We start from the raw sequence: 25,238 nt of genomic DNA, 5'->3' as shown, positions 1-25,238 counted from the left end.
CCCTCTACGCCAATTGGCCAACCGGAACCCGCCATGGGCGTCCCGGCTCACTGAAGCTTCCATTCCCCAGCGGCCGACCCGTCATGCCGGGTGGTCTCCCTCGATCATACGGCGCGGGCCGTCTGTTCGGAGGGCCTGTGGCGTACTCCATCTGCCGCCAAGGCGCTGATCAGCGGGGCGCCTCTCCTTTGAGGGCTCGCCGACCCGCTGGGCGCCCCGGCCGGCTTCGAAGAAACCCACCGTGCCCAGCCCTGCGGACCTCCGCCCTCCCCGGGGCGCTCGGCACCGCCCGCCCTGCCGGGGCCCCACGGCCTCCGCGGCACCGGCGCGCCCCTACGGCTCGCTCTCGCGCCGCAGGCGGGCGTCTCAGCCCTCGGCCGCCTCCTGGGTCTCACCCAGGACATGGAGTTGCGTGGCCACCGAGTGGAAGGCGGCGACCTCGGCGGCCGCGGCCTCCAGTTTGAGCAGCGCCTCCAGGGCCCCGGGCTCGGTGTCCACCAGGACCCCGGGCACCAGGTCCGCGAAGACCCGGACGCCGTGGACGGCGGCGACGCGCAGCCCCGCGTCCTCGACCAGGGCGGTGAGCTGCTCGGCGGTGAAGCGGTGCGGCACGGGGTCGCTCTCGCCCCAGCGGCCGTCAGGATCCTCCAGGGCCCGCTTGGCCTCCTTGAAGTGCCCGGCCAGGGCCCGGGCGAGCACGGCACCGCCGAGCCCGGCCGCGAGAAGGCTGAGGACGCCGTCGGGGCGCAGGGCGGCGACCGTGTTGCGGACGCCTTCGGCGGGGTCCTCCACGTACTCCAGGACACCGTGGCACAGGACCACGTCGTAGCCGCCTCGCTCGACGACGTCGAACAGGCCGTGGGCGTCGCCCTGGACGCCCTGGACCCGGTCGGCGACGCCGGCCTCGGCAGCCCGGCGCTCCAGTGCGAACAGCGCGTTCGGACTGGGGTCGACGACGGTGACGCGGTGGCCGAGGCGGGCGAGGGGCACCGCGAAGTTGCCGCTGCCGCCGCCGGTGTCGAGGACGTCCAGCACGTCCCGCCCCGTGGCCTTCACGCGGCGGTCCAAGGCGTCCTTGAGTACCTCCCAGACCACGGCGGTACGGAGAGAGGCGCGGGGGCGCAGCGGGTCCGACACGGCAGTTGACTCCTCGGCGCGGCACCGCCTGGTGTTCGGCGGAGCGATCGGACGGCTTTCCGGCCCCGGTACCAGGGGGAAAGGCTTCAGGCGCCTCCAGCCTATTGCCTACGCGCCCATGGCCGACGCCCCGTCCACCCGCCGGACGACGCGCCGCCCACACCGTCCACCGCCGCCGGAAGACGTCCGGCGGATGCGCCCCCGCGAGCAGGCCCGGCACCCCCCCGGCGGCGGCGCGGCGCGTGGCTCTGGCCCCGTACGGCTCACCCCGCGTCCGGTATCTCGTGGTCGGTCCCCTGGCGTGGCTGCGGCAGCACCGGCTGCAACACCAGCATCCGCTCGACCAGGCGCAGGAACATCGCCACGTCGCGGATCAGGTCGTCCGCGTCGCGGGTGCTGGCCGCGCCCTGTATGCCGGCCTCGGCGCGGGCGCGTCGGGGGGCGCCGGAGGCGAACAGCGCGCTCCATTCCGTGAGTTCGGGCGCGATCTCAGGAAGCACTTCCCACGCGCTCCTGATCCTGGCGCGGCGTCGCACAGTGGGCTCCGGGCGCCCGCGGGCGGCGAGCACGGCGGCCGCGGTTCGCAGGGCCGCGAGATGGGCGGTCGCGTACCGCTCGTTGGGCGTGCGGAGAACAGCCGCCTCGTCGAGTCCGGCGCGAGCCTGGGCGAGCAGGTCGAGCGCGGCGGGCGGGGCCGTGGCCCGGCGCAGCACGGGGTGCACGTCGCTCGCCGGGCCGGTCAGTGAGGGGGCAGGGCCGGTGCCGCGGCGCCGGCGTGCGGCGGCTGCGGGGTGGCTGGCCATGACGAACCTCCTGTCGTCTGCGTGACGGCACTGTGGCCGTATGTGCCCATCGTGAGGTATGCCACTGACAATCCGTTCTGACCTGGGCTTTTGCTTCGCTCAGGAGTTCGGAGTAGTTTTTGCACTGACCAGTCAGTTCAAAAGGGTCGCCGTGACCTGGCGGCCCGCCAGAGGAACGAGGGGGACGGGCGCATGCGCGAGCACGAGAAGGCTGCCGGGGTCGCCGTCGCTGCCGCGGACTTCGGGCTGCAGGGACCGCGGGGATGGGCGTTCCGGGGTGTCGGCTTCGATGCCGAGCCCGGCTCGCTCATCGCGCTCGCGGGACCTTCCGGCAGCGGCAGGACGAGTCTGCTGCTCGCGCTCACCGGGCGGATGAAGCCGAGCGAGGGGCGGGCCACGGTCGGCGGCCACCTGCTGCCGAAGGACATGTCCGCGGTGCGCCGGCTCAGCGCGCTCGCGCATGTGCCCGGCGTCACCGACCTCGACCCGGCCCTGACCGTCGGCGAGCACCTGCGCGAACGGGCCCTGCTGGAGAGCCGGTTCGGGGACTCCCTGCGCGCGCTGCTGCGCCCGCGGGCCGACCGGGCGGCACAGGCGGGGTGGCGGATCGACACCGCCCTCGCATCCGCCCGGCTCGACCTGGCGGCGCTGCCCAAGGGCTCCCGGACCGCCGTACGCGACCTCGAACGTCTGGAGGCGCTGCGGCTGTCCGTGGCCCTGGCCCTGATCGGCCGTCCGCGCCTGCTGGCCGTCGACGACGCCGACCTGAAGCTCGCCGGCGCCGAACGGTCCGCGGCCTGGGCCCTGTTGAGGTCGCTCACCGAGGCCGGCATCACGGTTCTCGCGGTGTGCGCCGAGGCCCCCGAGGGCGCGGTCGTGATATCGACCGCACCCGAGACCGGCGGACGACCCGACGACGGCGACAAGCACTCCCCCGAGGGCAGCCGGTCCGGCAACGGCGAACGACCCCCTGCGGACCGGCGGTCCAGCGACGACGAGCGGTCCCAGCGGCCGGACGAGGGCGAAGACCCGGCGAGAACCGCACCCGAGGAGCGGCAGACACACCGGCAGCCGGACGCGCGTCCCCAAACCACCCCCGAGAAGCCGTCCGAGGACGGCGGAGACGACGACAAGGAGACGGCGGATGCGCTCGCCGAGACTCGCCGCGCTTGAGCTCAGGCGCTTCGGCAGGGGGAAGCTGCCGCGCGCCGCGCTGGTCGCGCTCCTGCTGCTGCCGTTGCTGTACGGGGCCCTGTATCTGTGGTCGTTCTGGGACCCGTACGGACGCCTCGACCGCATCCCGGTCGCCCTCGTCAACAGTGACCAGGGCGCGACCGTGGCCGGCCGGAAGGTCGCTCTCGGCGACGACCTCGTCAAGGAGCTGCGCAAGAGCGGCACCTTCGAATGGCACGAGGTGAGCCCGGCAGAGGCCAGGAAGGGTGTCGAGGCGGGCACGTACTACCTGTCGCTGACCATGCCGTCCGACTTCAGCAGGCGGATCGCCTCGAGTTCCGGCGACACCCCCGAGACGGGGGCCCTCCAGGTGCGTACGAACGACGCGAACAACTACATCGTCGGGCAGATCTCCAAGACGGTGTTCAACGAGGTACGGGCGGCCGCGTCCACGAAGGCGTCGCGGTCGTTCCTGGACAAGATCTTCATCTCGTTCTCGGACATCCACGGGGCGACCGCGAAGGCCGCGAAGGGTGCGGACCAGCTCTCCAGCGGCATCGGCAAGGCGGAAAAGGGCTCCAAGGACCTCGCCGACGGCCTGCGGGAGGCCGAGAAGGGCAGCGGAAAGCTGTCGAACGGCCTCGGGAAGCTGGGCCGGGGTGCGGGAGACCTTGAGGACGGCGCGCAGCAGCTCGCCGACGGCACCGGGGCGCTGGCCTCGCGGGTGGACGGAGCGGCCGACGAGGTGCGTCCCTTCCTCAAGAAGAACGGCAGGCAGATCGCCGACACCGCCACCCTGGTGGCCGACTCGGCGGACGTGATCAGCGACCACCTCGACGCGTTCGTCACCACGGCGCCGGTCGCCGAGAACGGAACCCGCACGGCGTACGAGGCGCTGGACGCGGTCTACGAGAAGCGCTGCCTCCAGCAGCTCGTGCCCGACCTCGCGTGCGACGACCTCAAGAAGGCGAAGGACGCCGCGGCGCAGGCGGCCCGGCTCGCCAAGGACGTCAACACGGTGGTGCGGGACTACCACGGTGACATGACCACCATGAAGCAGGACCTCAAGACCCTCCAGCTGCAGGCCCGAGCGCTGGCCAAGGCCGCGCCGCACCTCTCCGACGACCTCGACGACGCGGTCGCCAAGGTGGACGCGCTCCACAAGGGCGCCGCCGAGGTCGCCAAGGGAGCGAGGACGCTGCACACCGGTCTGGGCACGGCAGGCACGGCGGCGACGGACCTGAACACGGGCGTCGGCACGCTGAGCACGGGCGCGACCGACCTCAACGGAGGCATCTACAAGCTCGGGGACGGCTCCGGCAGGCTCGCCGGCAAGCTGCACGACGGCGCGGAGAAGATCCCCGACTACGACAAGAGGGACCGCGACCTGCGCACCCAGGTCATGGCCGACCCGGTGCAACTCGCCTCCAGGGACCTGCACCACGCGCCCAATTACGGCACCGGCTTCGCCCCGTACTTCATTCCGCTCTCCCTGTGGGTCGGCGCGATGGTGGCGTACATGCTGATCCCGCCGATGAACCGACGCGCGCTGGCCGCAGGCGCCGCCGCCTGGCGCATCGCGCTGGCGGGATGGCTGCCGGTGGCCGTCGTGGGCGTGCTCCAGACCTCCGCGCTCATGGCGGTGCTGCACTGGGCGATCGGCCTGCAGATGACGCGGGCGGCCGGGACGATCGGCTTCCTCTTCCTCGTGGCGGCGTGCTTCGCGGCGCTCGTGCAGTGGCTGAACGCACGCTTCGGAGCGGCGGGCCGCATCCTGGTCCTCGCCCTGCTGATGCTCCAGCTGACGTCCGCGGGCGGCACGTACCCCGTACAGACCAGTCCGGGGTTCTTCAACGCGATCCACCCCTTCCTGCCGATGAGTTACGTCATCGAGGCACTCAGAAGGCTCATCACCGGCGGCGGCCTCGGGCCGGTGTGGCAGGCGTGTGCCGTGCTGACGGCGTTCACCGCGGGCGCCCTCGCACTGACCGCCCTGTCGGCCCGCCGCAAGCAGGTGTGGACCCTCGACCGGCTGCACCCGGAGCTGAACCTGTGAGCGGGGCAGCCGGGCCTGTGCCCTCTCGCGCGGACGCTGCTGTGACAATCGACGCCATGGAACGCAGCAGCACCGCCGCGAGCGGCGGCTCGAGCCGTCGCGAGGCGACCCGGCAGAAGCTCTACGAGGCGGCCGTCACCCTCATCGCGGAGCAGGGCTTCTCCGCCACGACCGTCGACGAGATCGCCGAACGGGCCGGGGTCGCCAAGGGCACGGTCTACTACAACTTCGCGAGCAAATCCGTTCTCTTCGAGGAGTTGCTGCGGCACGGCGTGGGTCTGCTCACCGCGTCCCTCAAGGAGGCGGCCGAGCAGACCCGCCTGGCCGGGGGCACCAAGGTGGACGCCCTGGACGCGATGATCCGCGCGGGACTCGGCTTCATCGGCCGCTACCCGGCCTTCACCCAGCTCTACGTGGCCGAGCTGTGGCGCACCAACCGGGCCTGGCAGTCCACGCTCATGGTCGTGCGGCAGCAGGTCGTCGCGGTCATCGAGGACGTGCTGCGCGAGGGCGTGGCGAACGGCGAGTTCAGCGACGAGATCGACGTGCCGCTGACGGCGTCGGCGCTGGTCGGGATGGTCCTGGTGGCGGCCCTGGACTGGCAGGCGTTCCAGCCGGAGCGGTCACTGGACGACGTCCACGCGGCACTGTCGCGGCTCCTGCAGGGCCGTGTGAGCGGCAGCCGGCAGGGCAACCCGGCACACCGCAGCAGCAACCGGTAGGGCGACCCGGCACACCGCAGCAGCAACCGGTTGGGACAGCCCGGCGCACCGGAGCGCCGGCCCGGCAACCCGGCAACCGGCAACCCGGCACACGAAAGCGCCGGTCCGGGCCGGCCGCGTCGTCCGCGAGCCGCCTGGAACCGGCGCTCCGTCGTGCTCCCCCGTCGAGCCCCCCGTTCGGTCGTTCCCCCGGGTCCCCCCGTGCCTCGCTTCCGCCGAACCAGGCCGGCGGAAGGAACGGCCGAAGGGCGGGCACCGTTCCGCCGCCCCGTGCCGGCGGTGCCGGAGCCGCACCCCTCACCGTGTCTCCACTCTTTCGTTCCCGCAGGTCGGGGCCCATCCGCGCGGGTACTCAACTCATCGACTGGGTACGGATACTCAGTCCTGCGCACTCACCCCCAGGACGCTCCGGGGCCCCCTGGTGACCATCGCGTCCGTTCCGGTGCTCCCGCCGCCCCGCCCCGAGCGGGCCGAAGACGGTTCCACGGGTCGATGAACGCCCTGGTCACAGGCCCCCGACGGGATTGTCGGCGGTGGCCGATAAAGTCACGGACATGGCACGGATTGCGGTGATCGGCGCCGGGACGGGCGCGATGGCGGCCGCCGCCCGGCTGGCCGTCGCGGGCCACCGGGTGGTGGTGTACGAGCGTTCGCAGACGTACGGCGGCGCGGTCCGCCGTTTCACACGCGACGGCTTCCGCTTCGACACCGGCCCGGGCCTGCTGCCGCTGCCCGCCGTCTACCGCGATCTGTTCGTCAAGACCGGCAAGGAGCCCCTGGAGGCGTGTGCCGAGTTGGTCCAGGTGGACCCGTCGGCACGGCACGTCTTCGCCGACGGCACGGAGGTATCACTGCCCAACGCCTCACGCGCGGGCACGGTCTCCGCGTTGAACACGGCGCTCGGCGCGGGCGCGGGCGACCGCTGGAGCGACTTCCTGGTGCGGGCTCGCGAGGCCTGGGACCGTACGCGCCGCCCGCTGCTGGAGGAGCCGCTGTGGCCCGACTGGCAGGTGCTCGCGGAGCGCGAACCGTATCCGGCCGTGCCGCACAAGCGGCTGCTGCGCACCCGGCGGGCCTCCACGCTCGCGGAGATCGGCGCCTGGGAGCTGCGTGACCCGCGGCTGGCGGCCCTTCTGGAGAGCCATGCGCTGGCGTACGGCCTCGACCCCCGGACCGCTCCGGCGAGCGCGGCCGTGCTGCCGTACATGGAGCATGCCTTCGGCACCTGGTACGTGCGCGGCGGGCTGCGGGAGCTGGCGCGTGCCGTGTACGAGCGGTGCGTGGCCCGGAAGGTCGAGTTCGTCTTCGGGGCCGAGGTGGCCGGGATCGTCGAGAAGGACGGCCGGGCGGCGGGGGTGCGGCTCGGGGACGGGTCGGTGGCGGAGGCGGACCGTGTGGTGGCCGGGGTCGCCCCTGCTGTCCTGGACCGTCTGCTGCCGGGAACGGCGGGTGGATCGGGCCCCGGTGAGGTCCCTGCGCAGCACGGGATGCCCAGCCGGCTGACGGTGCTGCTGGCGCTGCGCGGCGGCCGGCCGGAGGGCACCGCGCACCGCACGGTGGTGCACACGCCGGACCGCGAGGGCGAGTTGGGCAGCCTGTTCGGGGAACCCGCAGGGCTCCCGTCCGCTCCCACGGTGACCGTGCTGCGCCCGGACGATCCCGCACTGGTGCCCGACGCCGAACACGAGGCGGTCACCCTGACGGTCACGGTGCCCTCGGGCCTGACCGTGTCGGCGTCGGATGCGGACCGGATCGTCGGTACCGCCGAGCGGGCGATACCGGGCCTCGGCGACCGCGTCCTGTGGCACGAGGTGCGCACTCCCGCCGATATCGCCGAGGACACCGGGGCGCCCGGCGGCGCGGTCCCGGCACCGGCCCTGGCCGCGGCGGCCGGCGCTCTGCTGCACCCGTCGAACAGCACCCGCGTCCCGGGCCTGTTCACAGTCGGCGGCTGGTCCCACCCCGGGGGCGGTCTCCCCCACGCCGGCATGTCCGGCGCCCTGGTGGCCGGGCTGATCGTGGAGGGGCCGGACTTCCGGGGCTCGCAGTGAGGTCACCGGCGCGCCGGTGACCTCGACCGCGGTCGCTCAGAAGCGGTACTGCTCGTCGAAGCCGTGACCGTGCCCGTGCCCCTGGGTGGTCTGGTCGGCCTGACCCTGGTAGGGGTACTGCTGCTCCGGCGGGAGCTCACCGCCGTACCCGTCCTCCGTGGTGCGCTGTTGGGGGACCCAGACACCGCCGGCCGGGGTCTCGCCATAGGTACCGGTGGCGTACTGGTCCTGGCCGTAGGCCTGCTGGCCGTACTGCTGCTGCCCGCCGTAGGACTGGTCGTACGAGCCGCCGTAGGTCTGCGTGCCCTGATAGGGGTCGGTGTAGGCGGCGTACTGCTGCTGGCCGTTGTCGTAGCCGTACTGCTGCTGGCCGTATCCGGCGTAGCTGTCGTACGCGTAGGCCTGCTGGTCCTGGGGCTGACCGGTACCGGCGTAGGACGCGTCGGCCGCGGCCGCATACGTCTCGTGGGTGTAGACGCCGTAGGAACCGGTGTCCTCGGGCATGGGCTGCGGCTCGTACACGGCGGTCGACTCGGCCGCGCTCTCCATGGGCTGCTGCCCGGAGAAGACGTTGTCGTGGTCGTCGTCGTACGCCCCGCCCTGGTGGTACGTTCCGGCGCCCGTCGTCTCGAGGTCGCCGTCCTCCGGCTCCAGCTCCGGGTCCTGGTGGGCGCCCTCGCCCCGGCGGCGCTTGCTGTCGCCGTCCTCGCGGGAACGGTTGCCGACCGCCCAGCCCGCGGCGAACCCGCGGCGGAACGACAGTGTGACGTAGGTCTGTCCGACCGCGAATGCGGCCGCACCCACTCCGATGACCACCACGGAGGGGATCAGCACGCCGAACACGACGCCGAGGAAGCCGGCGAAGGCGAGCAGTCGCCAGCGCAGGCGTGCCTTGTACTGCAGCAGCACCTCACCGAGCAGCCACAACGCGACGATGCCGAACGCGATATAGAGGACCGTCCAGCCCATGTACGCCCCTCTCCCAGTGGCCGCTACGCAGTGTGTCGTATGGCGGTGCGGCCGGTCTAGGCCCGCTGTGGATGGTGCAGACCCAGATTTTCGTAGATTTCCAGCGTCGCCGTGGAGTTGTTGAGTGTAATGAAGTGCAGTCCGGGGACCCCCTCGGCCAGCAGCCTCGAACAGAACTCGGTGGCGAACTCGATCCCGATGGAGCGTACCGCCGCCGGATCCTCTTTCGCTGTGAGGATCCGCTCTTTCAGTCCGGAGGGGATCCCGGCGTTACTGAGCTGAGGCAGCCGCTCCAGCATCCGGACGCTGGTGACCGGCATGACCTCGGGAATGACCGGGGTCGCGCAGCCGGCCGCGGCGACCCGGTCGCGTAGACGCAGATACGACTCCGGCTGGAAGAACATCTGTGTGATTGCGTAGTCGGCGCCGGCCCGGCACTTGTCGACGAAGTGCGTGACGTCCGTCTCCCAGTCCTCGGAGCGCGGGTGCATCTCGGGGAACGCGGCGACGCCCACGCAGAAGTCGCCCGACTCCTTGATGAGCCGGACGAGTTCGGCCGCGTAGGTCAGACCTTTGGGGTGCGCGACCCAGTCGCCCATCGGGTCGCCGGGCGGGTCGCCGCGGACGGCGAGCATGTTACGGATCCCGGCGTCCGCGTACTGGCCGATGATGTTGCGCAGCTCCGCGACGGAGTGGTTGACCGCGGTGAGATGGGCGACCGGAGTGAGCGTCGTGTCGGCGACGATCTGCTGGGTCTCCCGCACCGTGCCCGCACGGGTGGAACCACCTGCTCCGTACGTCACGGAGACGAAGTCCGGGGCGACGGCCTCGACCCTCCTCAGCGCACTCCACAGGTTCCGCTCGCCCTTGGGGGTCTTCGGCGCCGAGAACTCGAACGAGTACGTCGTCTTGCCGGTGGCGATGATGTCGCGCACGGTCCGCGCGCGATCAGTCCTGGTGGATGCGGTTCCGAGGGCCATAGTCGCAGGTTAACCAGGGGGCGGCGGTCACCCAACCGAAAGCCGGAATATTGCCCGAATTGTCGACTTGTTGTCCACCTGTCGGACAGCCTCCGTTCGGCTAGGCGGCGCGCAGCCGCTTGGCGAACTCCGCTGCCGCGGCACCCGGGTCGTCCGCCTCCGTGATCGCGCGCACGACGACGACCCGGCGGGCACCGGCCTCCAGCACCTCGTCCAGGTTCCCGAGGTCGATGCCGCCGATGGCGAACCAGGGGCGGTCGGTGCCCAGGGCGGCGGTGTGACGGACCAGGCCGAGACCGGGGGCGGGGCGGCCTGGCTTGGTCGGAGTGGGCCAGCAGGGGCCGGTGCAGAAGTAGTCGACGCCCTCCTGTACCGCGGCGGCCTCCGCCTCCGCCTCAGAGTGCGTGGAGCGGCCTATGAGAACGCCGTCGCCGAGGACGGCGCGGGCTGCCGGCACGGGAAGGTCGCCCTGGCCGAGGTGCAGGACGTCGGAGGCTGCGGCATGGGCGACGTCCGCGCGGTCGTTGACCGCCAGCAGCTTGCCGTGGCGGGCGCAGGCGTCGGCGAAGACCTCGAGGTGCGCCAGTTCCTCGGCCGCTTCCATGCCCTTGTCGCGCAGCTGCACGATGTCCACGCCGCCGCTGAGGACCGCGTCGAGGAACTCCGCGAGGTCGCCCTGGCGCTTGCGGGCGTCCGTGCACAGGTAGACACGGGCGTCGGCGAGCCGGGCGGTGCGGGCGGTGTCGGGCACGGTGGGTCCCCCCGTGGTCGGTGGCGTACGGGCCGCGGCGGCGCGCGGTCGCCCAGGGCCGTGGCCGGTGGACCGCAGCCCGTACGCCGGACGGTTGTTCTCAGATCGGATCAGACGGCGAGCGCCTGAGCGCGGCGCTTCACCTCCGTACCCCGATTCTCGCTGAGAGCCTGCGCGGGGGTGCCAGGCAGGGTCGGGTCAGGGGTGAAGAGCCACTCGATCATCTCTTCGTCCGTGAAGCCGTCGTCCCGCAGGAGCGTCAAGGTGCCGGACAGGCCCTTGACGACCTTGTCCCCGTCGATGAAGGCGGCGGGGACGTGCAGCGCGCGGTTCTCACCTCGGCGAACGGCGATGAGCTGGCCCTCCTTGACCAGCTGCCGCACGCGGGTCACCTCGACGTCCAGCGCTTCGGCGATGTCGGGCAGGGTGAGCCAGGCAGGGACGAGAGCATCGATGTTTGCGTCAATCTCGGTCACGGGATCAAGCGTGCCATCCCGGACCGACAGTCGGAAGCGGGGCACCTCCGGAGGAGGTCCGGTTGCCTCCGGCGGCGGATGCGGTGTCGCCGGTACGGGCCACCTCCGGACCGTGTGGTCAGCCGCGCGGCAGCACCGTGACGGGCGCCGACAGCGGCTTGCGGAGCCGTGCGCCACCCACGCAGCCGCGCACCACCACTGGCTGCCGACCCCCGGAACCGGTGGTCAGGCCGTCGCCTCTTTCAGCGGGCGGGACGGGTCCGACAACAGGTCCGGGTCCATGGGGGTGCCCGATTCGATCAGGCGGCGACCCTGGGCCAGGTCCCGGGGGCGGCCCACCGCCAGGAGCGCCACCAGGCGGTCCGAGCGCAGCCAGCACACCGACCAGGCGGCGCCCTCCGGGTCACCGCGCCACACCGTCGTGTCGGCGCCCGCGTGGTGACCCACGTACTGGACGAAGCGGCCGAACTGCTCGGACCAGAAGTAGGGCACCGGGTCGTACGCCACCGGGGTATGGCCGATGATGTTCGCTGCCACCGTGCGCGGACCCTGGAGGGCGTTGTCCCAGTGGTGGACCAGCAGGCGCTCCTCATAGCGGCCGGACGGGAACGACGCGCAGTCGCCGACCGCGTACACGTCCGGCAGCGAGGTGCGCAGGTGTTCGTCGGCCAGCACCTCTCCGTGGACGCCCAGGGCGATGCCCGAGCCGGCGAGCCACGCCGTGGCCGGGCGCGCCCCGATACCTACGACCACCGCGCCGGCGGGCACCCGCGAGCCGTCGTCGAGCACCACGGCCCCCGGTTCGACGCGCTCCACGCGCGCGTGTGTGCGCAGCTCCGCGCCGCTGTCCGCGTACCAGGCGGTCATCGGCGCGGCCACCTCCTCGGGCAGCGCTCCGGCCAGCGGCCGGTCGGCGGCCTCCACGACGGTCACCGCGCAGCCCGCCTCGCGCGCGGCGGTGGCGAATTCGGCACCGATCCAGCCCGCGCCCACGACCACGATGTCGTGCTGCTGGGCGAGGACGGGGCGCAGCCGCTCGGCGTCGTCCAGCGTGCGCAGCAGGTGCACTCCGGGCGCGCCCTCGGCACCCGGCAGCTGGATCGGTTCGGCGCCGGTCGCGAGCACGAGGACGTCATAGCCGACGGCCCCCTCGGCGGTGTCCAACTCGTGGTCGCCAGGGCGCAGCCCGACCACTTCGCAGCCCAGCCGGAGTTCGATGTCGAGGGCCTCGAAGTCGACGTCGAAGGCGGAGCCCTCGGCCCTGCCGAGCAGCACCGCCTTGGACAGCGGCGGCCTGTCGTACGGCTGGTGCGGCTCCGCGCCGATCAGCGTCACACCGCCCGTGAAGCCCTGCTCCCGCAGGGCGACCGCGGTCTGCACCCCGGCCATGCCCGCGCCCACGACGACGACGCGCCGTGCCCCATCGCTCCGTGCCTGCGTCTGCTCGCTCACCTGATCACCATAGTCAACTGACAAATCGTCAGTCAGCGGGCGTGCTGAGTGACCTCTTCCACAACACTCGTCCCGCTGCCCGACTGGGACTCCCACTCCCACGACTCCTCCAGGCGCACCCGCCCGTCGGGAAGTTCCAGGACCTGCGAGACACAGTGCCCGGACGAGGTGGTCCCGTCCTGCTTGAGCTGCACGTACCGGAAGTCGAGGAGGTCACCTTTTCTGGTACCCACCAGATGACCGCGTACGACGTCGCCGCCCGCGTACTGCGCCCAGATCTCGCCGTCCTTCTCGTGGTAGGCAAACCGGGTACGGGTACCCACCTGACCCGGCGCCTGGTCCCGCACCGGGGCGAAGGTGAGACCGTCGAGCGATCGGGTCATGTACGGAGGCTCCCTTACTGAGGCAAACGGCACAGGTTAGGGTGGCCAACGTAAAGCACTCGCGGGAGCCCGGGCGCACCGGGCTGAGAGGGAGGCTGGCGGCCTCCGACCGTACGAACCTGATCCGGGTCATGCCGGCGAAGGGAGGGAGCTGGACGCCCATGTCGTCTACACCCACGTCAGACGTCCTCGTCGTCGGGGGCGGGATCATCGGACTGGTGACCGCCTGGCGGGCGGCGCAACGCGGTTTCGCCACCGCAGTGGTGGATCCCGAACCGGGCGGCGGAGCGGCCCAGGTGGCCGCCGGAATGCTCGCCGCCGTCACCGAACTGCACTACGGGGAGCAGACCCTGCTCGCCCTCAATCTGGAGTCCGCGCGCCGCTACCCGGACTTCGCCGCCGAGCTGACCGAGGCCACCGGCCAGGACCTCGGTTATCGCAGGTGCGGCACGCTCGCCGTCGCGCTCGACGCCGACGACCGCGCCCACCTGCGCGAACTGCACGCCCTCCAGCAGCGGTCCGGCCTCGCGTCGGAGTGGCTGAACGGGCGGGACTGCCGCCGCCTGGAGCCGATGCTCGCGCCGGGAGTGCGCGGGGGGCTCAGAGTCGACGCCGACCACCAGATCGACCCGCGCCGCCTGGTCGCCGCCCTGGTCACGGCGTGTGAACGCGCCGGGGTCGTCTTCCACCGGACGTGGGCCGAGCGGCTCACGGTGGTGCGCGATCGGGCGACCGGGATCAGGACCGGCGAGGGCACGGACCTGACCACCGCCCGGATCGTCCTCGCCGCCGGCAGCCTCAGCGGTCGGCTCGCGGGGGTCCCGGACGAGGTTCTGCCGCCCGTGCGGCCGGTGAAGGGCCAGGTGCTGCGGCTGACGGTGCCGAAGCGGTACGCACCATTCCTGAGCCGTACCGTCCGTGCCGTCGTCCGGGGCAGCCAGGTCTATCTGGTGCCGCGCGAGAACGGCGAGCTCGTCGTGGGCGCCACCAGCGAGGAACTGGGCTGGGACACCACGGTCACCGCGGGCGGTGTGTACGAGCTGCTGCGGGACGCCCACGAGCTGGTCCCCGGGATCACCGAGCTGCCGCTCACCGAGACCCGCGCCGGACTGCGCCCGGGCTCGCCGGACAACGCGCCGCTGCTCGGCCCGACCGAGCTCGACGGCCTTCTCCTGGCCACCGGGCACTACCGCAACGGCGTCCTGCTCACCCCGGTCACCGGTGATGTCATGGCGCACGTCCTGACCACCGGCGACCTCCCCGACGAGGCCCGTCCCTTCACCCCCCGGCGCTTCGCCGCCGCAGCACTCACGGAGCAGCCCGTATGAACATCTCGGTCAACGGCGAGCGCCGCCAGGTGACCCCCGGTATCGCTCTCGACGCCGTCGTGCGGACCCTCACCGCGGCGCCCTCGGGAGTGGCCGCCGCCCTCAACGAAACCGTCGTCCCGCGTACGCAGTGGCCGTCGACGTCCCTCTCGGAGGGTGACCGTGTCGAGGTCCTCACCGCAGTCCAAGGAGGCTGACCCATGGCCGACGATCCCTTCGTCCTCGGTGGTACCACCTACTCGTCCCGGCTGATCATGGGCACCGGCGGCGCACCGAGCCTCGATGTGCTGGAGCGGGCGCTGGTGGCCTCCGGCACGGAGCTGACGACGGTGGCGATGCGGCGCGTCGACGCCTCGGTGCACGGCTCGGTCCTCTCCGTGCTCGACGGGCTGGGCATCCGGGTGCTGCCCAACACGGCGGGCTGCTTCACCGCGGGCGAGGCCGTGCTCACCGCCCGCCTCGCACGGGAGGCGCTCGGCACGGACCTGGTCAAGCTGGAGGTCATCGCCGACGAGCGGACCCTGCTGCCCGACCCGATCGAGCTGCTGGAGGCGGCCGAGACCCTGGTCGACGAAGGCTTCACGGTGCTGCCGTACACGAACGACGACCCCGTCCTCGCCCGGAAACTGGAGGACGTCGGCTGCGCCGCGATCATGCCGCTCGGCTCGCCGATCGGCTCCGGGCTCGGGATCCGCAACCCGCACAACTTCCAGCTGATCGTGGAGCACGCGCGTGTGCCGGTCATTCTGGACGCGGGCGCGGGTACCGCGTCGGACGTGGCCCTCGCCATGGAGCTGGGGTGCGCGGGTGTGATGCTCGCCTCGGCGGTGACCCGGGCACAGGAGCCGGTGCTGATGGCGGAGGCGATGCGGCACGCCGTGGAGGCGGGCCGGCTGGCGCTGCGGGCGGGCCGTATCCCGCGGCGGCACTTCGCCGAGGCGTCGTCCCCGACCGGTGGTGTGGCCCGGCTGGACCCGGAGCGGCCCGCCTTCTGAGGGCGCCTTCCGTGGGGGCGCGCGCATGCGGCGTGCGTCACAGGACGGCTGCAGTCGTGCCCCGGTGGAGCAGTAACACCGGGGCCCGTCAGTGCGCCCTCGTAGACTCACCTGCGTGGATACGACCCTTCAGGACCCCCTCGTCGGCCAGGTGCTCGACGGCCGCTACCGCGTCGACGCGCGCATCGCGGTCGGCGGGATGGCCACGGTCTACCGGGCCGTGGACACCCGCCTCGACCGTGTGCTCGCGCTGAAGGTGATGCACCCGGCGCTGGCCGCCGACGGCTCGTTCGTCGAGCGCTTCATACGCGAGGCCAAGTCGGTCGCCCGCCTCGCCCACCCGAACGTGGTGCAGGTCTTCGACCAGGGCACCGACAGGTCGTACGTGTACCTCGCCATGGAGTACGTCGCCGGGTGCACCCTGCGTGACGTGCTGCGCGAGCGCGGGGCGCTGCAACCGCGCGCCGCCCTCGACATCCTCGAGCCGGTGCTGGCGGCGCTCGGTGCCGCGCATCGCGCCGGGTTCGTGCACCGCGACATGAAGCCGGAGAACGTGCTCATAGGGGACGACGGCCGGGTGAAGGTCGCCGACTTCGGTCTCGTCCGGTCCGTGGACACCGTCACGAACACGACCGGTGCCGTGCTCGGCACGGTCTCCTATCTCGCGCCGGAGCAGATCGAGCAGGGCACCGCGGACCCCCGGGTCGACGTGTACGCGTGCGGGGTCGTCCTCTACGAGATGCTCACCGGCGCGAAGCCGCACCACGGCGACTCCCCCGCCCAGGTGATCTACCAGCACCTGAACGAAGACGTGCCGCCGCCCTCGGCCGCCGTGCCGGGGCTGTCCGTCGAGTTCGACGAGCTGGTGGCGTCGGCGACCGCCCGCAACCCCGAGCTGCGTCCCCACGACGCCGTGGCGCTGCTCGGCCAGGTGATCCGGGCGCGCGGCGCGCTCAGCCCCGACCAGCTGGACGCCGTACCGCCGCAGGCGCTCGCCCAGGCGCACGACAACGCGCACGACCGTACGAGCGTGCTGCCGAGGCTGCTCCCGGTGAACCCGGTGAACGAGGACGAGGACGAGAAGGCGGTGCTCCACCGCACGAGCCGGCTGGAGATACCGCCGCCCGAGCCCGCCGGGCGCCGGAGACGCCCCCGCCGCGGGATGCTGGCGCTGATCATCGCTCTGCTGGTGGTCTTCGGCGCGGGCGCCGGCCTCTGGTACATCAACTCCGGCCAGTTCACCAAGGTCCCCCCGCTGCTGGCGAAGACGGAGGCCGAGGCCCGGCACCGGCTCAAGGAGGCCGGGCTCGAGGTCAGGCAGGTCAAGCACGCCTACAGCGACACGGTCAAGCGCGGCACGGTGATCAGCAGCGACCCGGCGACGGGCGCACGGATCCGCGCCAACGACTCGGTGACGCTGACCGTGTCGGACGGTCCCGAGACCGTGCGGGTCCCCGATCTGAAGGGCTACCGGCTGGACAAGGCCCAGGCCCTGCTGAAGCAGGCCGGTCTGGCCGCGGGCATGGTCACCCGGGAGTTCAGCGAGGACGTGCCCAAGGGCTTCGTGATGGGCACGGACCCGGAAGCGGGCACCGAGCGCCACAGCGGCTCGGCGATCGCGCTGACCGTCAGCAAGGGCAGCCCGGTGGAGGTGCCCGATGTCACGGGCTCGTCCGAAGACGACGCCAGGGCCGAGCTGGAGGACGCGGGGCTGCGGGTGCGGATCGCCGACACCCAGGTCACGTCCGAGTTCGACGCCGGACAGGTGGCCCAGCAGTCGCCGGGCGGGGGCAAGGAGGTCGGCGAGGGCGACACGGTCACGCTGACGATCTCCAAGGGCCGTGAGATGGTCGAGGTGCCGGACGTGGTCGGCGACAACGTGGACGACGCGAAGAAGACCCTGGAGGACGCGGGCTTCCAGGTCGAGGAGGACCGGGGTCTGCTGGGCCTGTTCGGCGACACGGTCAAGAAGCAGTCGGTGAAGGGCGGTCAGAAGGCCCCGAAGGGCTCGACGATCACGATCAGGATCCGCTGACGGGCGCGCCCGGTGATCACCCGGGGAGACCGGCCGGCAGGGCGCCGGGGGGCGCATGACACCCTGGAAGGGTGACGACCCAGCAGTCCCGTGGCCCCCTTCGCGGGTCCGGTGGCCCCCGCAACCCGATCGGCGCCCACGTACCGGTGGCCGGTGGTCTGAACGCGGTCGGGCTGGCCTACGCACGTGATCTCAAGGCCGAGACCGTACAGGTCTTCGTCGCCAATCCGCGCGGCTGGGCGACACCCACCGGCAGCCCGCGGCAGGACGAGGCGTTCCGGGCCGCCTGCGCCGCCGGGTCCATCCCGGTGTACGTCCACGCCCCCTACTTGATCAACTTCGGCTCGCACACCGAGGCGACCGCCGAAAGGTCCGTGGAGTCACTGCGGCACTCGCTGCGCCGGGGCCGTGAGATCGGGGCGCTGGGTGTGGTCGTGCACACCGGCAGCGCCACCGGCGGCCGGGAGAGGACCGTCGCGCTGAAGCAGGTGCGCGAGCATCTGCTGCCCGTGCTGGAGGAGCTGACGCACGACGACGACCCCTTCCTCCTGCTGGAGTCGACCGCGGGCCAGGGTGCCTCACTGTGCTCACGCACCTGGGACTTCGGACCGTACTTCGAGGCCCTCGACGCCCACCCCAAGCTGGGCGTCTGCCTCGACACCTGTCATGTCTTCGCCGCCGGGCACGATCTGACCGCGCCGGGCGGGATGCACCGGACGCTGGACCTGCTGGTGGAGACCGTGGGTGAGGGACGGCTCAAGCTGATCCACGCGAACGACTCGAAGGACGTGGTCGGCGCCCACAAGGACCGCCACGCCAACATCGGCCAGGGCCATATCGGCGAGGACGCGTTCCGCGCCCTGATGACCCACCCGGCCACCGAGGGCGTGCCCCTGGTCATCGAGACGCCGGGCGGCAAGGAGGGGCACGCGGCGGATGTGCAGCGCCTGAAGGACCTGCGCGCTTTCTGAACCCCTGGGGGCACAGGTTCCCGGCTGGTTGTGGAATACCCCCGGGGGGTATACCGTTCCAGCCCCGTACGGGAACCGTAGCCACACCCTGGGGGCATCCATGCAGCACGGATCGCACGCCGAGCACGCTCGGCACAACGAGGGGCACATCGAGCACGAAGAGCACGACGACGGGCACCCGCACCCGGAGGAGGAGACCCACCACGGCGGGCAGCACCACCACCCTGACGCGAGGTGGAACGTGGCCGTGCAGGCGACCCTCCACTGCCTCACCGGCTGCGCCATCGGCGAGGTGCTCGGCATGGTGGCCGGCACGGCGTTCGGCTGGAGCAACCTGGCGACCACCGTCCTGGCGATCGCGCTCGCCTTCTTCTTCGGCTACGCGCTCACCCTGCGCACGGTCATCCGCGCGGGCGTGGGCTTCCGCACGGCGTTCCGTGTCGCGCTGGCCGCGGACACCCTGTCGATCGCGGTGATGGAGCTGATCGACAACGGCGTGATCGCCCTGTGGCCGGACGCGATGGACGCCCAGCTGGACGACGCGCTGTTCTGGTCCTCACTCGCCCTCTCGCTCGCGGCCGCCTTCGTGGTGACCACCCCGGTCAACAAGTGGACGATCGGCCGCGGCAAGGGCCACGCCGTGATGCACCAGTACCACTGACGCAGGCGCGGGGACGGACCCAGGGGTCAGAGCTCGGGGCCGTCCCCGGGCTCCTCCTGGTACGAGTAGCGCTGTTCCTTCCACGGGTCGCCGAGGTTGTGGTAGCCGCGCTCCTCCCAGAAGCCGCGGCGGTCGGCGGTCATGTACTCGACGCCACGGACCCACTTGGGGCCCTTCCAGGCGTACAGGTGCGGGACGATCAGGCGCAGCGGGAAGCCGTGCTCAGCGGTGAGCAGCTCGCCGTCCTTGTGGGTGGCGAAGATCGTACGGTCCGAGGCGAAGTCGGCGAGGCGCAGGTTCGAGCTGAATCCGTACTCCGCCCAGACCATGACATGGGTGACGGTGGGCGCCGGCGGGGCGATCTCCAGGATCGTACGGGCCGGGATGCCGCCCCACTCGGCCCCGAGCATGCTGAACTTCGTGACGCAGTGCAGATCGGCCACCACGGTCGAGTACGGCAGCGCCGTGAACTCCTCGTGGTTCCAGCTGTGCTTCTCGCCGTCCGCGGTGGCGCCGAAGACCCTGAACTCCCAGCGCTCGGGTCGGAACTTGGGGACGGGACCGTAGTGCGTGACCGGCCAGCCCCGCTGCAGTCGCTGTCCCGGCGGAAGCTCGGACCGTACTGCTTCTCCAGATTCGCGCTCCACCGGATGACCCATGACTCCATCCTGACAGACCGCGGAGGGTGCACATGACCAGCGGGATCCCTTTTCCGGACAACCCATACTGAGTGTGCACTTACTGGACGCCTCTCGGTGCCAGTGAAATCATGCGGCGCAACCCGCCAGTCCCCGCTCGGAAGGAGCCCGCGTAATGCAGGGCGACCCGGAGGTCATCGAGTTCCTCAACGAGCAGCTCACCGGTGAGCTGACCGCGATCAACCAGTACTTCCTGCATGCGAAGCTGCAGGAGAACTACGGCTGGTACAAACTCGCCAAGCACACGCGGGACGAGTCGTTCGACGAGATGAGGCATGCGGAGGTGCTCACCGACCGCATCATCCTCCTGGAGGGCCTGCCGAACTACCAGCGGCTCTTCCATGTGCGGGTGGGGCAGACCGTCACCGAGATGTTCGAGGCGGACCGGCAGGTCGAGGTGGAGGCGATCGACCGGCTCAAACGGGGTGTCGCGATCATGCGGGAGAAGGGCGACATCACGTCCGCGAAGATCTTCGAGTCGATCCTCAAGGACGAGGAGGAACACATCGACTATCTGGACACCCAGCTGGCCCTGGTGGAGAAGCTCGGTGAGGCGCTCTACATCGCACAGCTCATCGAGCAGCCGGACAGCTAGGCGGCCTCTCCCAGACCTTCCGGCGCCTGCGGCCCCTCCGGACGGCGTGGGCCGCTCAGCTCGGTGAGCACCGGCTTCCCCTGGTCGGCGAGCTCACGGCGAGGGCAGGAGCCGCGACCCAGCAGGGCCTGGATCCGGCGGACGCACGAGCCGCAGTCCGTGCCCGCCTTACAGGCGGACGCTATCTGCCGGGGGGTGCAGGCACCGTCTGCCGCGTGCTGCTTGACCTGCTGCTCGGTGACACCGAAGCAACTGCAGACGTACACGCGGTTCACCTCCCGGCGGGATCGAGGGTCATGCCGTCCCGACTGATCGGTGAGGCAAACCTAACCTTACCCGTGGCGCGCGGGTGGGAAAAGTGCGGTGGGGCTGGATCGCATGTGATCCACGCCCCACTTCGACTGCCGGTGACGACCTCGCCGGCTACTGGTCCCGGTACATCTCGGCGACGAGGAACGCCAGGTCCAGGGACTGGCTGCGGTTCAGCCGGGGGTCGCACGCCGTCTCGTAGCGCTGGTGCAGATCGTCGACGAAGATCTCGTCGCCGCCGCCCACGCACTCGGTGACATCGTCGCCGGTCAGCTCCACGTGGATACCGCCCGGGTGGGTGCCGAGCTCCTTGTGGACCTCGAAGAAGCCCTTGACCTCGTCGAGCACGTCGTCGAAGCGGCGGGTCTTGTGCCCGGAGGCAGCCTCGAACGTGTTGCCGTGCATCGGGTCGGTCACCCAGGCCACCACCGCGCCCGACGCCGTGACCTTCTCGACCAGCTCGGGAAGGCGGTCGCGGATCTTGTCGGCGCCCATACGGACGATGAAGGTCAGCCGGCCCGGCTCCCGCTCGGGGTCGAGGCGCTCGACGTACCGCAGCGCCTCCTCCGCAGTGGTGTTCGGGCCCAGCTTGATGCCGAGGGGGTTGCGGATCCGCGACGCGAACTCGATGTGCGCGCCGTCCAGCTGCCGGGTGCGCTCACCGACCCACACCATGTGCGCGGAGACGTCGTACAGCTGCCCGGTGCGCGAGTCGGTACGGGTCAGCGCCGACTCGTAGTCCAACAGCAGCGCCTCGTGCGAGGAGAAGAACTCGACGGTCTTGAACTCCTCCGGGTCCGCCCCGCAGGCGTGCATGAAGTTCAGCGCGTTGTCGATCTCGCGCGCCAGCTGCTCGTAGCGCTGCCCGGACGGCGACGACTTCACGAAGTCCTGGTTCCAGGCGTGCACCTGGCGCAGGTCGGCGTAGCCGCCGGTGGTGAAGGCGCGCACCAGGTTAAGCGTCGACGCGGACGCGTGGTACATCCGCTTCAGCCGCTCCGGGTCCGGGATCCGGGACGCCTCGGTGAACTCGAAGCCGTTGACGGAGTCGCCCCGGTAGACCGGCAGGGTCATCCCGTCGCGGGTCTCGGTCGGCTTCGAACGCGGCTTGGAGTACTGACCGGCGATACGGCCGACCTTCACGACCGGCACCGAGGCGGCGTACGTGAGCACGGCACCCATCTGGAGCAGCGTCTTGAGCTTGTTGCGGATGTGGTCGGCGGACACCGCGTCGAAGGCCTCGGCGCAGTCGCCGCCCTGGAGCAGGAACGCCTCGCCCCTGGCGACGGCTCCCATCCGGGCGCGCAGCTGGTCGCACTCGCCCGCGAAGACGAGCGGCGGATACGACTCGAGGTCCGCGATCACTGCGCGCAGAGCCTCGGCGTCGGGGTACTCGGGCTGCTGCGCCGCGGGCAGGTCTCGCCAGGTGTTGCCAGCGCTCGCGCTGGTCTTAGCGTTCACGGTCACCCCATCAACATTACGGGGTCGGGCCGGGCCCCCCGCCGCACGCCCAGCAAATGAGACACCGAGTACACCACGTGGACATGGGGTAAGGTGCCTCGCATGTTCGCGCACACGACCCAGAACTGGTGGTGGACCGCTTCTCCGGCGGCCCACTGACGCGCGTACACACGACATCGCGAAGGCCGCCCGAGGGGCGGCCTTCAGTGTTTTCGGCACCGGAGCCGTTCCCTCTCACCTCACCGAGAAGGAAACGGACCATGCACCTGGCCGACCTGCTGGACGACCCCCGCCCGTTCGCCCTGCTGCGCCGCCGCACACCCGGACGCGACCACGACACCGTCGAGGTGCTGATCGGCCCGGTCGCGCACTACGAGCGCCTCGCCGACCTCCCCGACCGGGGCCTGGCCCTCGTGCCCTACCGCCAGATCCGCGAGCGCGGCTTCGACGTCCGCGACGACGGCACGCCGCTCCTGGCCCTGCTGCCCGATGAGTCGTACGAGGTACCGCTCGGCCGGGCCCTGGACCAGCTCCCCGGACACCGGGTCCGGGTCGAGGACGGCGGCTTCGACGTCACCGACGAGGAGTACGCCGGGATCGTCGGCCGGGTGCTCGCCGAGGAGATCGGGCGGGGCGAGGGCGCGAACTTCGTGATCCGGCGGACCTACCAGGGCCGGATCCCGGGGTTCGGCCGGGCCGACGCGCTCGCGCTGTTCCGGCGGCTGCTGGTGGGCGAGCGGGGCGCGTACTGGACCTTCGTCGTGCACACCGGCGAGCGCACGCTGGTGGGGGCCAGCCCCGAGGTGCATGTGCGCATGTCCGGCGGGACCGTCGTGATGAACCCGATCAGCGGGACGTACCGCTACCCGGCCGGCGGCCCGACGCCCGAGGACCTGCTCGCCTTCCTCGCCGACGGCAAGGAGATCGAGGAGCTGTCGATGGTGGTCGACGAGGAACTGAAGATGATGTGCACGGTCGGCGACATGGGCGGGGTCGTCGTCGGGCCGCGGCTGAAGGAGATGGCCCATCTGGCCCACACCGAGTACGAGTTGCGCGGGAAGTCCTCGCTCGATGTGCGCGAGGTGCTGAAGGAGACCATGTTCGCGGCGACCGTCACCGGCTCGCCCGTGCAGAACGCCTGCCGGGTGATCGAGCGGCACGAGGTCGGTGGCCGCGGCTACTACGCGGGCGCGCTCGCGCTGCTCGGGCGCTCCTCGGGCGGTGGGCCGGAAGGATCCGCGAGCACCCAGACCCTGGACTCCCCCATCCTCATCCGGACCGCCGACATCGACGCGGAGGGACGGCTGCGGGTGCCCGTCGGCGCCACCCTCGTGCGCGGCTCGGACCCGGCGGGCGAGGTCGCGGAGACGCACGCGAAGGCGGCCGGGGTGCTGGCCGCGCTGGGCGTGCGGCCGGCGCGGCCGCGCGAGGAGCAGGCCCGGCCGAGGCTGGCGGACGACCCGCGGGTCCAGGCGGCGCTCGACGGGCGCCGGGGCCGGCTCGCGCCGTTCTGGCTGCGGATGCAGGAGCGGCCCGCGGAGACGACGGGGCACGCCTTCGTGGTCGACGGCGAGGACACATTCACGGCGATGCTCGCGCACGTCCTCACGTCGTCGGGGCTGGAGGTCACCGTTCGCCGGTACGACGAGCCCGGGCTGCGGGAGGCGGCGCTCGCGCACGAGGGACCGCTGGTCCTCGGGCCTGGGCCCGGCGACCCGTCGGACCTCCACGACCCCAAGATGCGGTTCCTGCGGGGCCTGGCCGCCGAGGCCGTGCGGACGCACCCGCACGGAGTCCTCGGCGTCTGCCTCGGTCATGAGCTGATCGCGGCCGAGCTGGGCCTGGACATCGTGCGCAAGGAGGTTCCGTACCAGGGCGCGCAGACCGAGATCGACCTGTTCGGGCGCCGGGAGACCGTGGGCTTCTACAACAGCTTCGTGGCGCGGTGCGACGACGAGGCGGCGGCCGCGCTGGCCACGCACGGCATCGAGGTCAGCCGCGGCGACCGCGGCGAGGTGCACGCGCTGCGCGGGCCCGGGTTCGCGGGAGTCCAGTTCCACCCGGAGTCGGTGCTGTCGGTGGGCGGCACCGCCGTCGTCCGGGAGTTGCTGGGTCAGCCGGCCGCCGTGGGCACGAGCACGTTCTCGGAGCGGCGCCCGGCCAGGTAGTCGAGGACGTTGCGCACCGTGACGTCGACGATCTGACCGACCGCGTCCTCGGTGTAGTAGGCCTGGTGCGAGGTGACCAGGACGTTCGGGAAGGTGACGAGGCGGGCCAGGGTGTCGTCCTCGACGGGCTCCAGGGACTTGTCGAGGAAGAACAGGCCCGCCTCCGCCTCGTACACGTCGAGGCCCACTCCGGTGAAGCGGCCCGCGCGCAGCTCGGTGACCAGGGCCCGGGTGTCGACGAGCCCGCCCCGGCTGGAGTTCACGAGGATGGCGTCGTCCTTCATGGTCTTCAGGGCCGCCGCGTCGATGAGGTGGGTGGTCTGCGGCATCAGCGGTACGTGCAGGCTGACCAGGTCGGATTCGGCGAGCAGCTCCTCCTTGGAGACGTATGTCATGCCGAGGGCGGCGCAGGCCGGGTTCTCGGCGATGTCCCAGCCGAGGAGCCGCATGCCGAAGCCGTGGGCGATCCGGGTGAACACCTCGCCGATCTTGCCGGTGCCGAGCACACCGGCCGTGCGCCCGTGCATGTCCCGGCCCATCAGGCCCTCGAGGCGGAAGTCGAAGTCACGGGTGCGGTTGCCGGCGCGGACGATGCGCCGGTTGACGGCCATGCCGAGCGTCCAAGCGAACTCGGCGACGGAGTAGGGCGAGTAGGAGGAGACCCGGGCGACCGTGATGCCGAGGCGTTCGGCGACCGGGAGGTCGACGTTGTTGAAGCCGGTGGAGCGCTGGGTGACCATCCGGGTGCCGCCGGCCGCGAGGGTTTCGAGGACTCCTCCGCCCAGTTCGCAGTTGACGCTGCTGCACACGATCTCGTGACCGACGGCGATGGGAGCCGTGTCCTCGTTGAGGAACACGTCAAGACAGCGGAGGTCGGAGTACCCCTCGAACGCCTTCTCGAGCAGGGGCTTCTCGTCCGCCTGCACACCGAACGCGAGGATCTCCACGGGGCCCTCCGGGGTCTGGCCGGTATCGCCTGGTACCGCCGAATATACGGCGATGCGGGTGCGTGTGCGGCGGGCGCCCCGGAGGGATGCTGCTGGGGGACGGCGGGCAGGCCGCGG

Annotated in this window: 25 protein-coding genes and 1 riboswitch; of the genes, 13 read left to right on the top strand and 12 right to left on the bottom strand. The window is 71.6% G+C overall.

Annotated elements, in window-relative coordinates:
* Window positions 1–366: 366 nt before the first annotated feature.
* Together ABZ904_RS06085 and ABZ904_RS06080 are read right to left on the bottom strand one after the other, a co-directional pair.
* The gene (locus ABZ904_RS06085) at window positions 367–1,137 is read right to left on the bottom strand and encodes a methyltransferase (protein WP_360989191.1); all 771 of its coding nucleotides are present in this window, start codon (window positions 1,135–1,137) and stop codon (window positions 367–369) included.
* Window positions 1,138–1,400: 263 nt separating this feature from the next.
* Window positions 1,401–1,940 (bottom strand): SAV_6107 family HEPN domain-containing protein, encoded by a 540-nt coding sequence (locus ABZ904_RS06080; RefSeq protein ID WP_359389137.1) that lies wholly within the window; start codon window positions 1,938–1,940, stop codon window positions 1,401–1,403.
* A gap of 192 nt (window positions 1,941–2,132) precedes the next feature.
* On the opposite strand from ABZ904_RS06080, the gene ABZ904_RS06075 reads away from it, so the two are divergent.
* The 4 genes from ABZ904_RS06075 to ABZ904_RS06060 all read left to right on the top strand — a co-directional run bounded on the left by ABZ904_RS06075 (window position 2,133) and on the right by ABZ904_RS06060 (window position 7,942).
* A complete protein-coding gene (locus ABZ904_RS06075; RefSeq protein WP_360989188.1) occupies window positions 2,133–3,113 on the top strand; it encodes an ATP-binding cassette domain-containing protein in 981 nt (326 codons plus the stop codon).
* The gene (locus ABZ904_RS06070) at window positions 3,085–5,169 is read left to right on the top strand and encodes a YhgE/Pip domain-containing protein (RefSeq protein WP_359389131.1); all 2,085 of its coding nucleotides are present in this window, start codon (window positions 3,085–3,087) and stop codon (window positions 5,167–5,169) included. Before ABZ904_RS06075 ends, ABZ904_RS06070 begins: the two co-directional genes overlap by 29 nt.
* A 56-nt stretch (window positions 5,170–5,225) precedes the next feature.
* Window positions 5,226–5,891, top strand: a complete 666-nt coding sequence (locus ABZ904_RS06065; protein ID WP_359389129.1) for a TetR/AcrR family transcriptional regulator — start codon at window positions 5,226–5,228, stop codon at window positions 5,889–5,891.
* Between the two features lie 554 nt (window positions 5,892–6,445).
* A complete protein-coding gene (locus ABZ904_RS06060) occupies window positions 6,446–7,942 on the top strand; it encodes an NAD(P)/FAD-dependent oxidoreductase (protein WP_360989183.1) in 1,497 nt (498 codons plus the stop codon).
* 36 nt (window positions 7,943–7,978) lie between these two features.
* Here ABZ904_RS06060 and ABZ904_RS06055 read toward each other — a convergent pair whose 3' ends face one another.
* The 6 genes from ABZ904_RS06055 to ABZ904_RS06030 form a co-directional block, all read right to left on the bottom strand.
* Complete coding sequence (locus tag ABZ904_RS06055) at window positions 7,979–8,911, bottom strand: hypothetical protein (protein ID WP_359389123.1); 933 nt, start codon at window positions 8,909–8,911, stop codon at window positions 7,979–7,981.
* A gap of 56 nt (window positions 8,912–8,967) precedes the next feature.
* The gene (gene metF / locus ABZ904_RS06050) at window positions 8,968–9,891 is read right to left on the bottom strand and encodes a methylenetetrahydrofolate reductase [NAD(P)H] (protein WP_359389120.1); all 924 of its coding nucleotides are present in this window, start codon (window positions 9,889–9,891) and stop codon (window positions 8,968–8,970) included.
* Window positions 9,892–9,991: 100 nt separating this feature from the next.
* Entirely contained in the window at window positions 9,992–10,642 is a 651-nt protein-coding gene (gene thiE, locus ABZ904_RS06045) for a thiamine phosphate synthase (RefSeq protein WP_359389117.1), read from the bottom strand.
* 110 nt (window positions 10,643–10,752) lie between these two features.
* Window positions 10,753–11,118 carry an Rv2175c family DNA-binding protein gene (locus tag ABZ904_RS06040; protein WP_359389114.1) on the bottom strand — a complete coding sequence of 122 codons (366 nt, stop codon included), beginning with the start codon at window positions 11,116–11,118 and terminating at the stop codon, window positions 10,753–10,755.
* Between the two features lie 225 nt (window positions 11,119–11,343).
* The gene (locus ABZ904_RS06035) at window positions 11,344–12,570 is read right to left on the bottom strand and encodes an FAD-dependent oxidoreductase (protein ID WP_359389111.1); all 1,227 of its coding nucleotides are present in this window, start codon (window positions 12,568–12,570) and stop codon (window positions 11,344–11,346) included.
* 32 nt (window positions 12,571–12,602) lie between these two features.
* Window positions 12,603–12,953, bottom strand: coding sequence for a hypothetical protein (locus ABZ904_RS06030; RefSeq protein ID WP_359389108.1), 351 nt, complete (start codon window positions 12,951–12,953; stop codon window positions 12,603–12,605).
* A gap of 51 nt (window positions 12,954–13,004) precedes the next feature.
* Window positions 13,005–13,116: riboswitch (TPP riboswitch) on the top strand.
* Between ABZ904_RS06030 and thiO the strand changes: the two genes are divergently transcribed.
* The 6 genes from thiO to ABZ904_RS06000 all read left to right on the top strand — a co-directional run bounded on the left by thiO (window position 13,115) and on the right by ABZ904_RS06000 (window position 18,943).
* Window positions 13,115–14,281 (top strand): glycine oxidase ThiO, encoded by a 1,167-nt coding sequence (thiO, locus tag ABZ904_RS06025; RefSeq protein WP_359389106.1) that lies wholly within the window; start codon window positions 13,115–13,117, stop codon window positions 14,279–14,281. Its footprint overlaps the riboswitch before it by 2 nt.
* Window positions 14,278–14,478 carry a sulfur carrier protein ThiS gene (gene thiS / locus ABZ904_RS06020; protein ID WP_359389103.1) on the top strand — a complete coding sequence of 67 codons (201 nt, stop codon included), beginning with the start codon at window positions 14,278–14,280 and terminating at the stop codon, window positions 14,476–14,478. Before thiO ends, thiS begins: the two co-directional genes overlap by 4 nt.
* 3 nt (window positions 14,479–14,481) lie before the next feature.
* The gene (locus tag ABZ904_RS06015; RefSeq protein WP_361821424.1) at window positions 14,482–15,276 is read left to right on the top strand and encodes a thiazole synthase; all 795 of its coding nucleotides are present in this window, start codon (window positions 14,482–14,484) and stop codon (window positions 15,274–15,276) included.
* Between the two features lie 115 nt (window positions 15,277–15,391).
* On the top strand, window positions 15,392–17,311 hold the full coding sequence (pknB, locus tag ABZ904_RS06010) for a Stk1 family PASTA domain-containing Ser/Thr kinase (RefSeq protein WP_361821422.1): 1,920 nt from the start codon (window positions 15,392–15,394) through the stop codon (window positions 17,309–17,311).
* Window positions 17,312–17,382: 71 nt separating this feature from the next.
* Window positions 17,383–18,282 carry a deoxyribonuclease IV gene (locus ABZ904_RS06005; protein WP_360989170.1) on the top strand — a complete coding sequence of 300 codons (900 nt, stop codon included), beginning with the start codon at window positions 17,383–17,385 and terminating at the stop codon, window positions 18,280–18,282.
* A gap of 100 nt (window positions 18,283–18,382) precedes the next feature.
* Window positions 18,383–18,943 carry a DUF4396 domain-containing protein gene (locus ABZ904_RS06000; protein WP_361821420.1) on the top strand — a complete coding sequence of 187 codons (561 nt, stop codon included), beginning with the start codon at window positions 18,383–18,385 and terminating at the stop codon, window positions 18,941–18,943.
* Window positions 18,944–18,969: 26 nt separating this feature from the next.
* On the opposite strand, the gene ABZ904_RS05995 is transcribed toward ABZ904_RS06000, so the two are convergent.
* Window positions 18,970–19,602 (bottom strand): sulfite oxidase-like oxidoreductase, encoded by a 633-nt coding sequence (locus tag ABZ904_RS05995; RefSeq protein ID WP_359389089.1) that lies wholly within the window; start codon window positions 19,600–19,602, stop codon window positions 18,970–18,972.
* A 154-nt stretch (window positions 19,603–19,756) separates the two neighbouring features.
* Between ABZ904_RS05995 and bfr the strand changes: the two genes are divergently transcribed.
* A complete protein-coding gene (gene bfr / locus ABZ904_RS05990) occupies window positions 19,757–20,236 on the top strand; it encodes a bacterioferritin (RefSeq protein ID WP_360989163.1) in 480 nt (159 codons plus the stop codon).
* Here bfr and ABZ904_RS05985 read toward each other — a convergent pair.
* Together ABZ904_RS05985 and ABZ904_RS05980 are read right to left on the bottom strand one after the other, a co-directional pair.
* A complete protein-coding gene (locus ABZ904_RS05985) occupies window positions 20,233–20,511 on the bottom strand; it encodes a (2Fe-2S)-binding protein (RefSeq protein WP_359389083.1) in 279 nt (92 codons plus the stop codon). The two genes, bfr and ABZ904_RS05985, sit on opposite strands and share 4 nt — an antisense overlap.
* A gap of 148 nt (window positions 20,512–20,659) precedes the next feature.
* On the bottom strand, window positions 20,660–22,012 hold the full coding sequence (locus tag ABZ904_RS05980; RefSeq protein ID WP_359389080.1) for a class II 3-deoxy-7-phosphoheptulonate synthase: 1,353 nt from the start codon (window positions 22,010–22,012) through the stop codon (window positions 20,660–20,662).
* Between the two features lie 96 nt (window positions 22,013–22,108).
* On the opposite strand from ABZ904_RS05980, the gene ABZ904_RS05975 reads away from it, so the two are divergent.
* A complete protein-coding gene (locus tag ABZ904_RS05975) occupies window positions 22,109–22,165 on the top strand; it encodes a trp operon leader peptide (RefSeq protein WP_359389524.1) in 57 nt (18 codons plus the stop codon).
* Between the two features lie 101 nt (window positions 22,166–22,266).
* Window positions 22,267–24,174 carry an anthranilate synthase family protein gene (locus ABZ904_RS05970; protein WP_359389077.1) on the top strand — a complete coding sequence of 636 codons (1,908 nt, stop codon included), beginning with the start codon at window positions 22,267–22,269 and terminating at the stop codon, window positions 24,172–24,174.
* Here ABZ904_RS05970 and ABZ904_RS05965 read toward each other — a convergent pair.
* Window positions 24,120–25,121, bottom strand: a complete 1,002-nt coding sequence (locus ABZ904_RS05965) for a 2-hydroxyacid dehydrogenase (protein ID WP_359389074.1) — start codon at window positions 25,119–25,121, stop codon at window positions 24,120–24,122. The two genes, ABZ904_RS05970 and ABZ904_RS05965, sit on opposite strands and share 55 nt — an antisense overlap.
* Between the last annotated feature and the right edge of the window lie 117 nt (window positions 25,122–25,238).

The sequence above is a fragment of the Streptomyces sp. NPDC046900 genome (assembly GCF_040644975.1).
Classification (GTDB): domain Bacteria; phylum Actinomycetota; class Actinomycetes; order Streptomycetales; family Streptomycetaceae; genus Streptomyces.
Note: the sequence above shows the minus strand (reverse complement) of the source record. Positions and strands in the feature narration are given on the sequence as shown.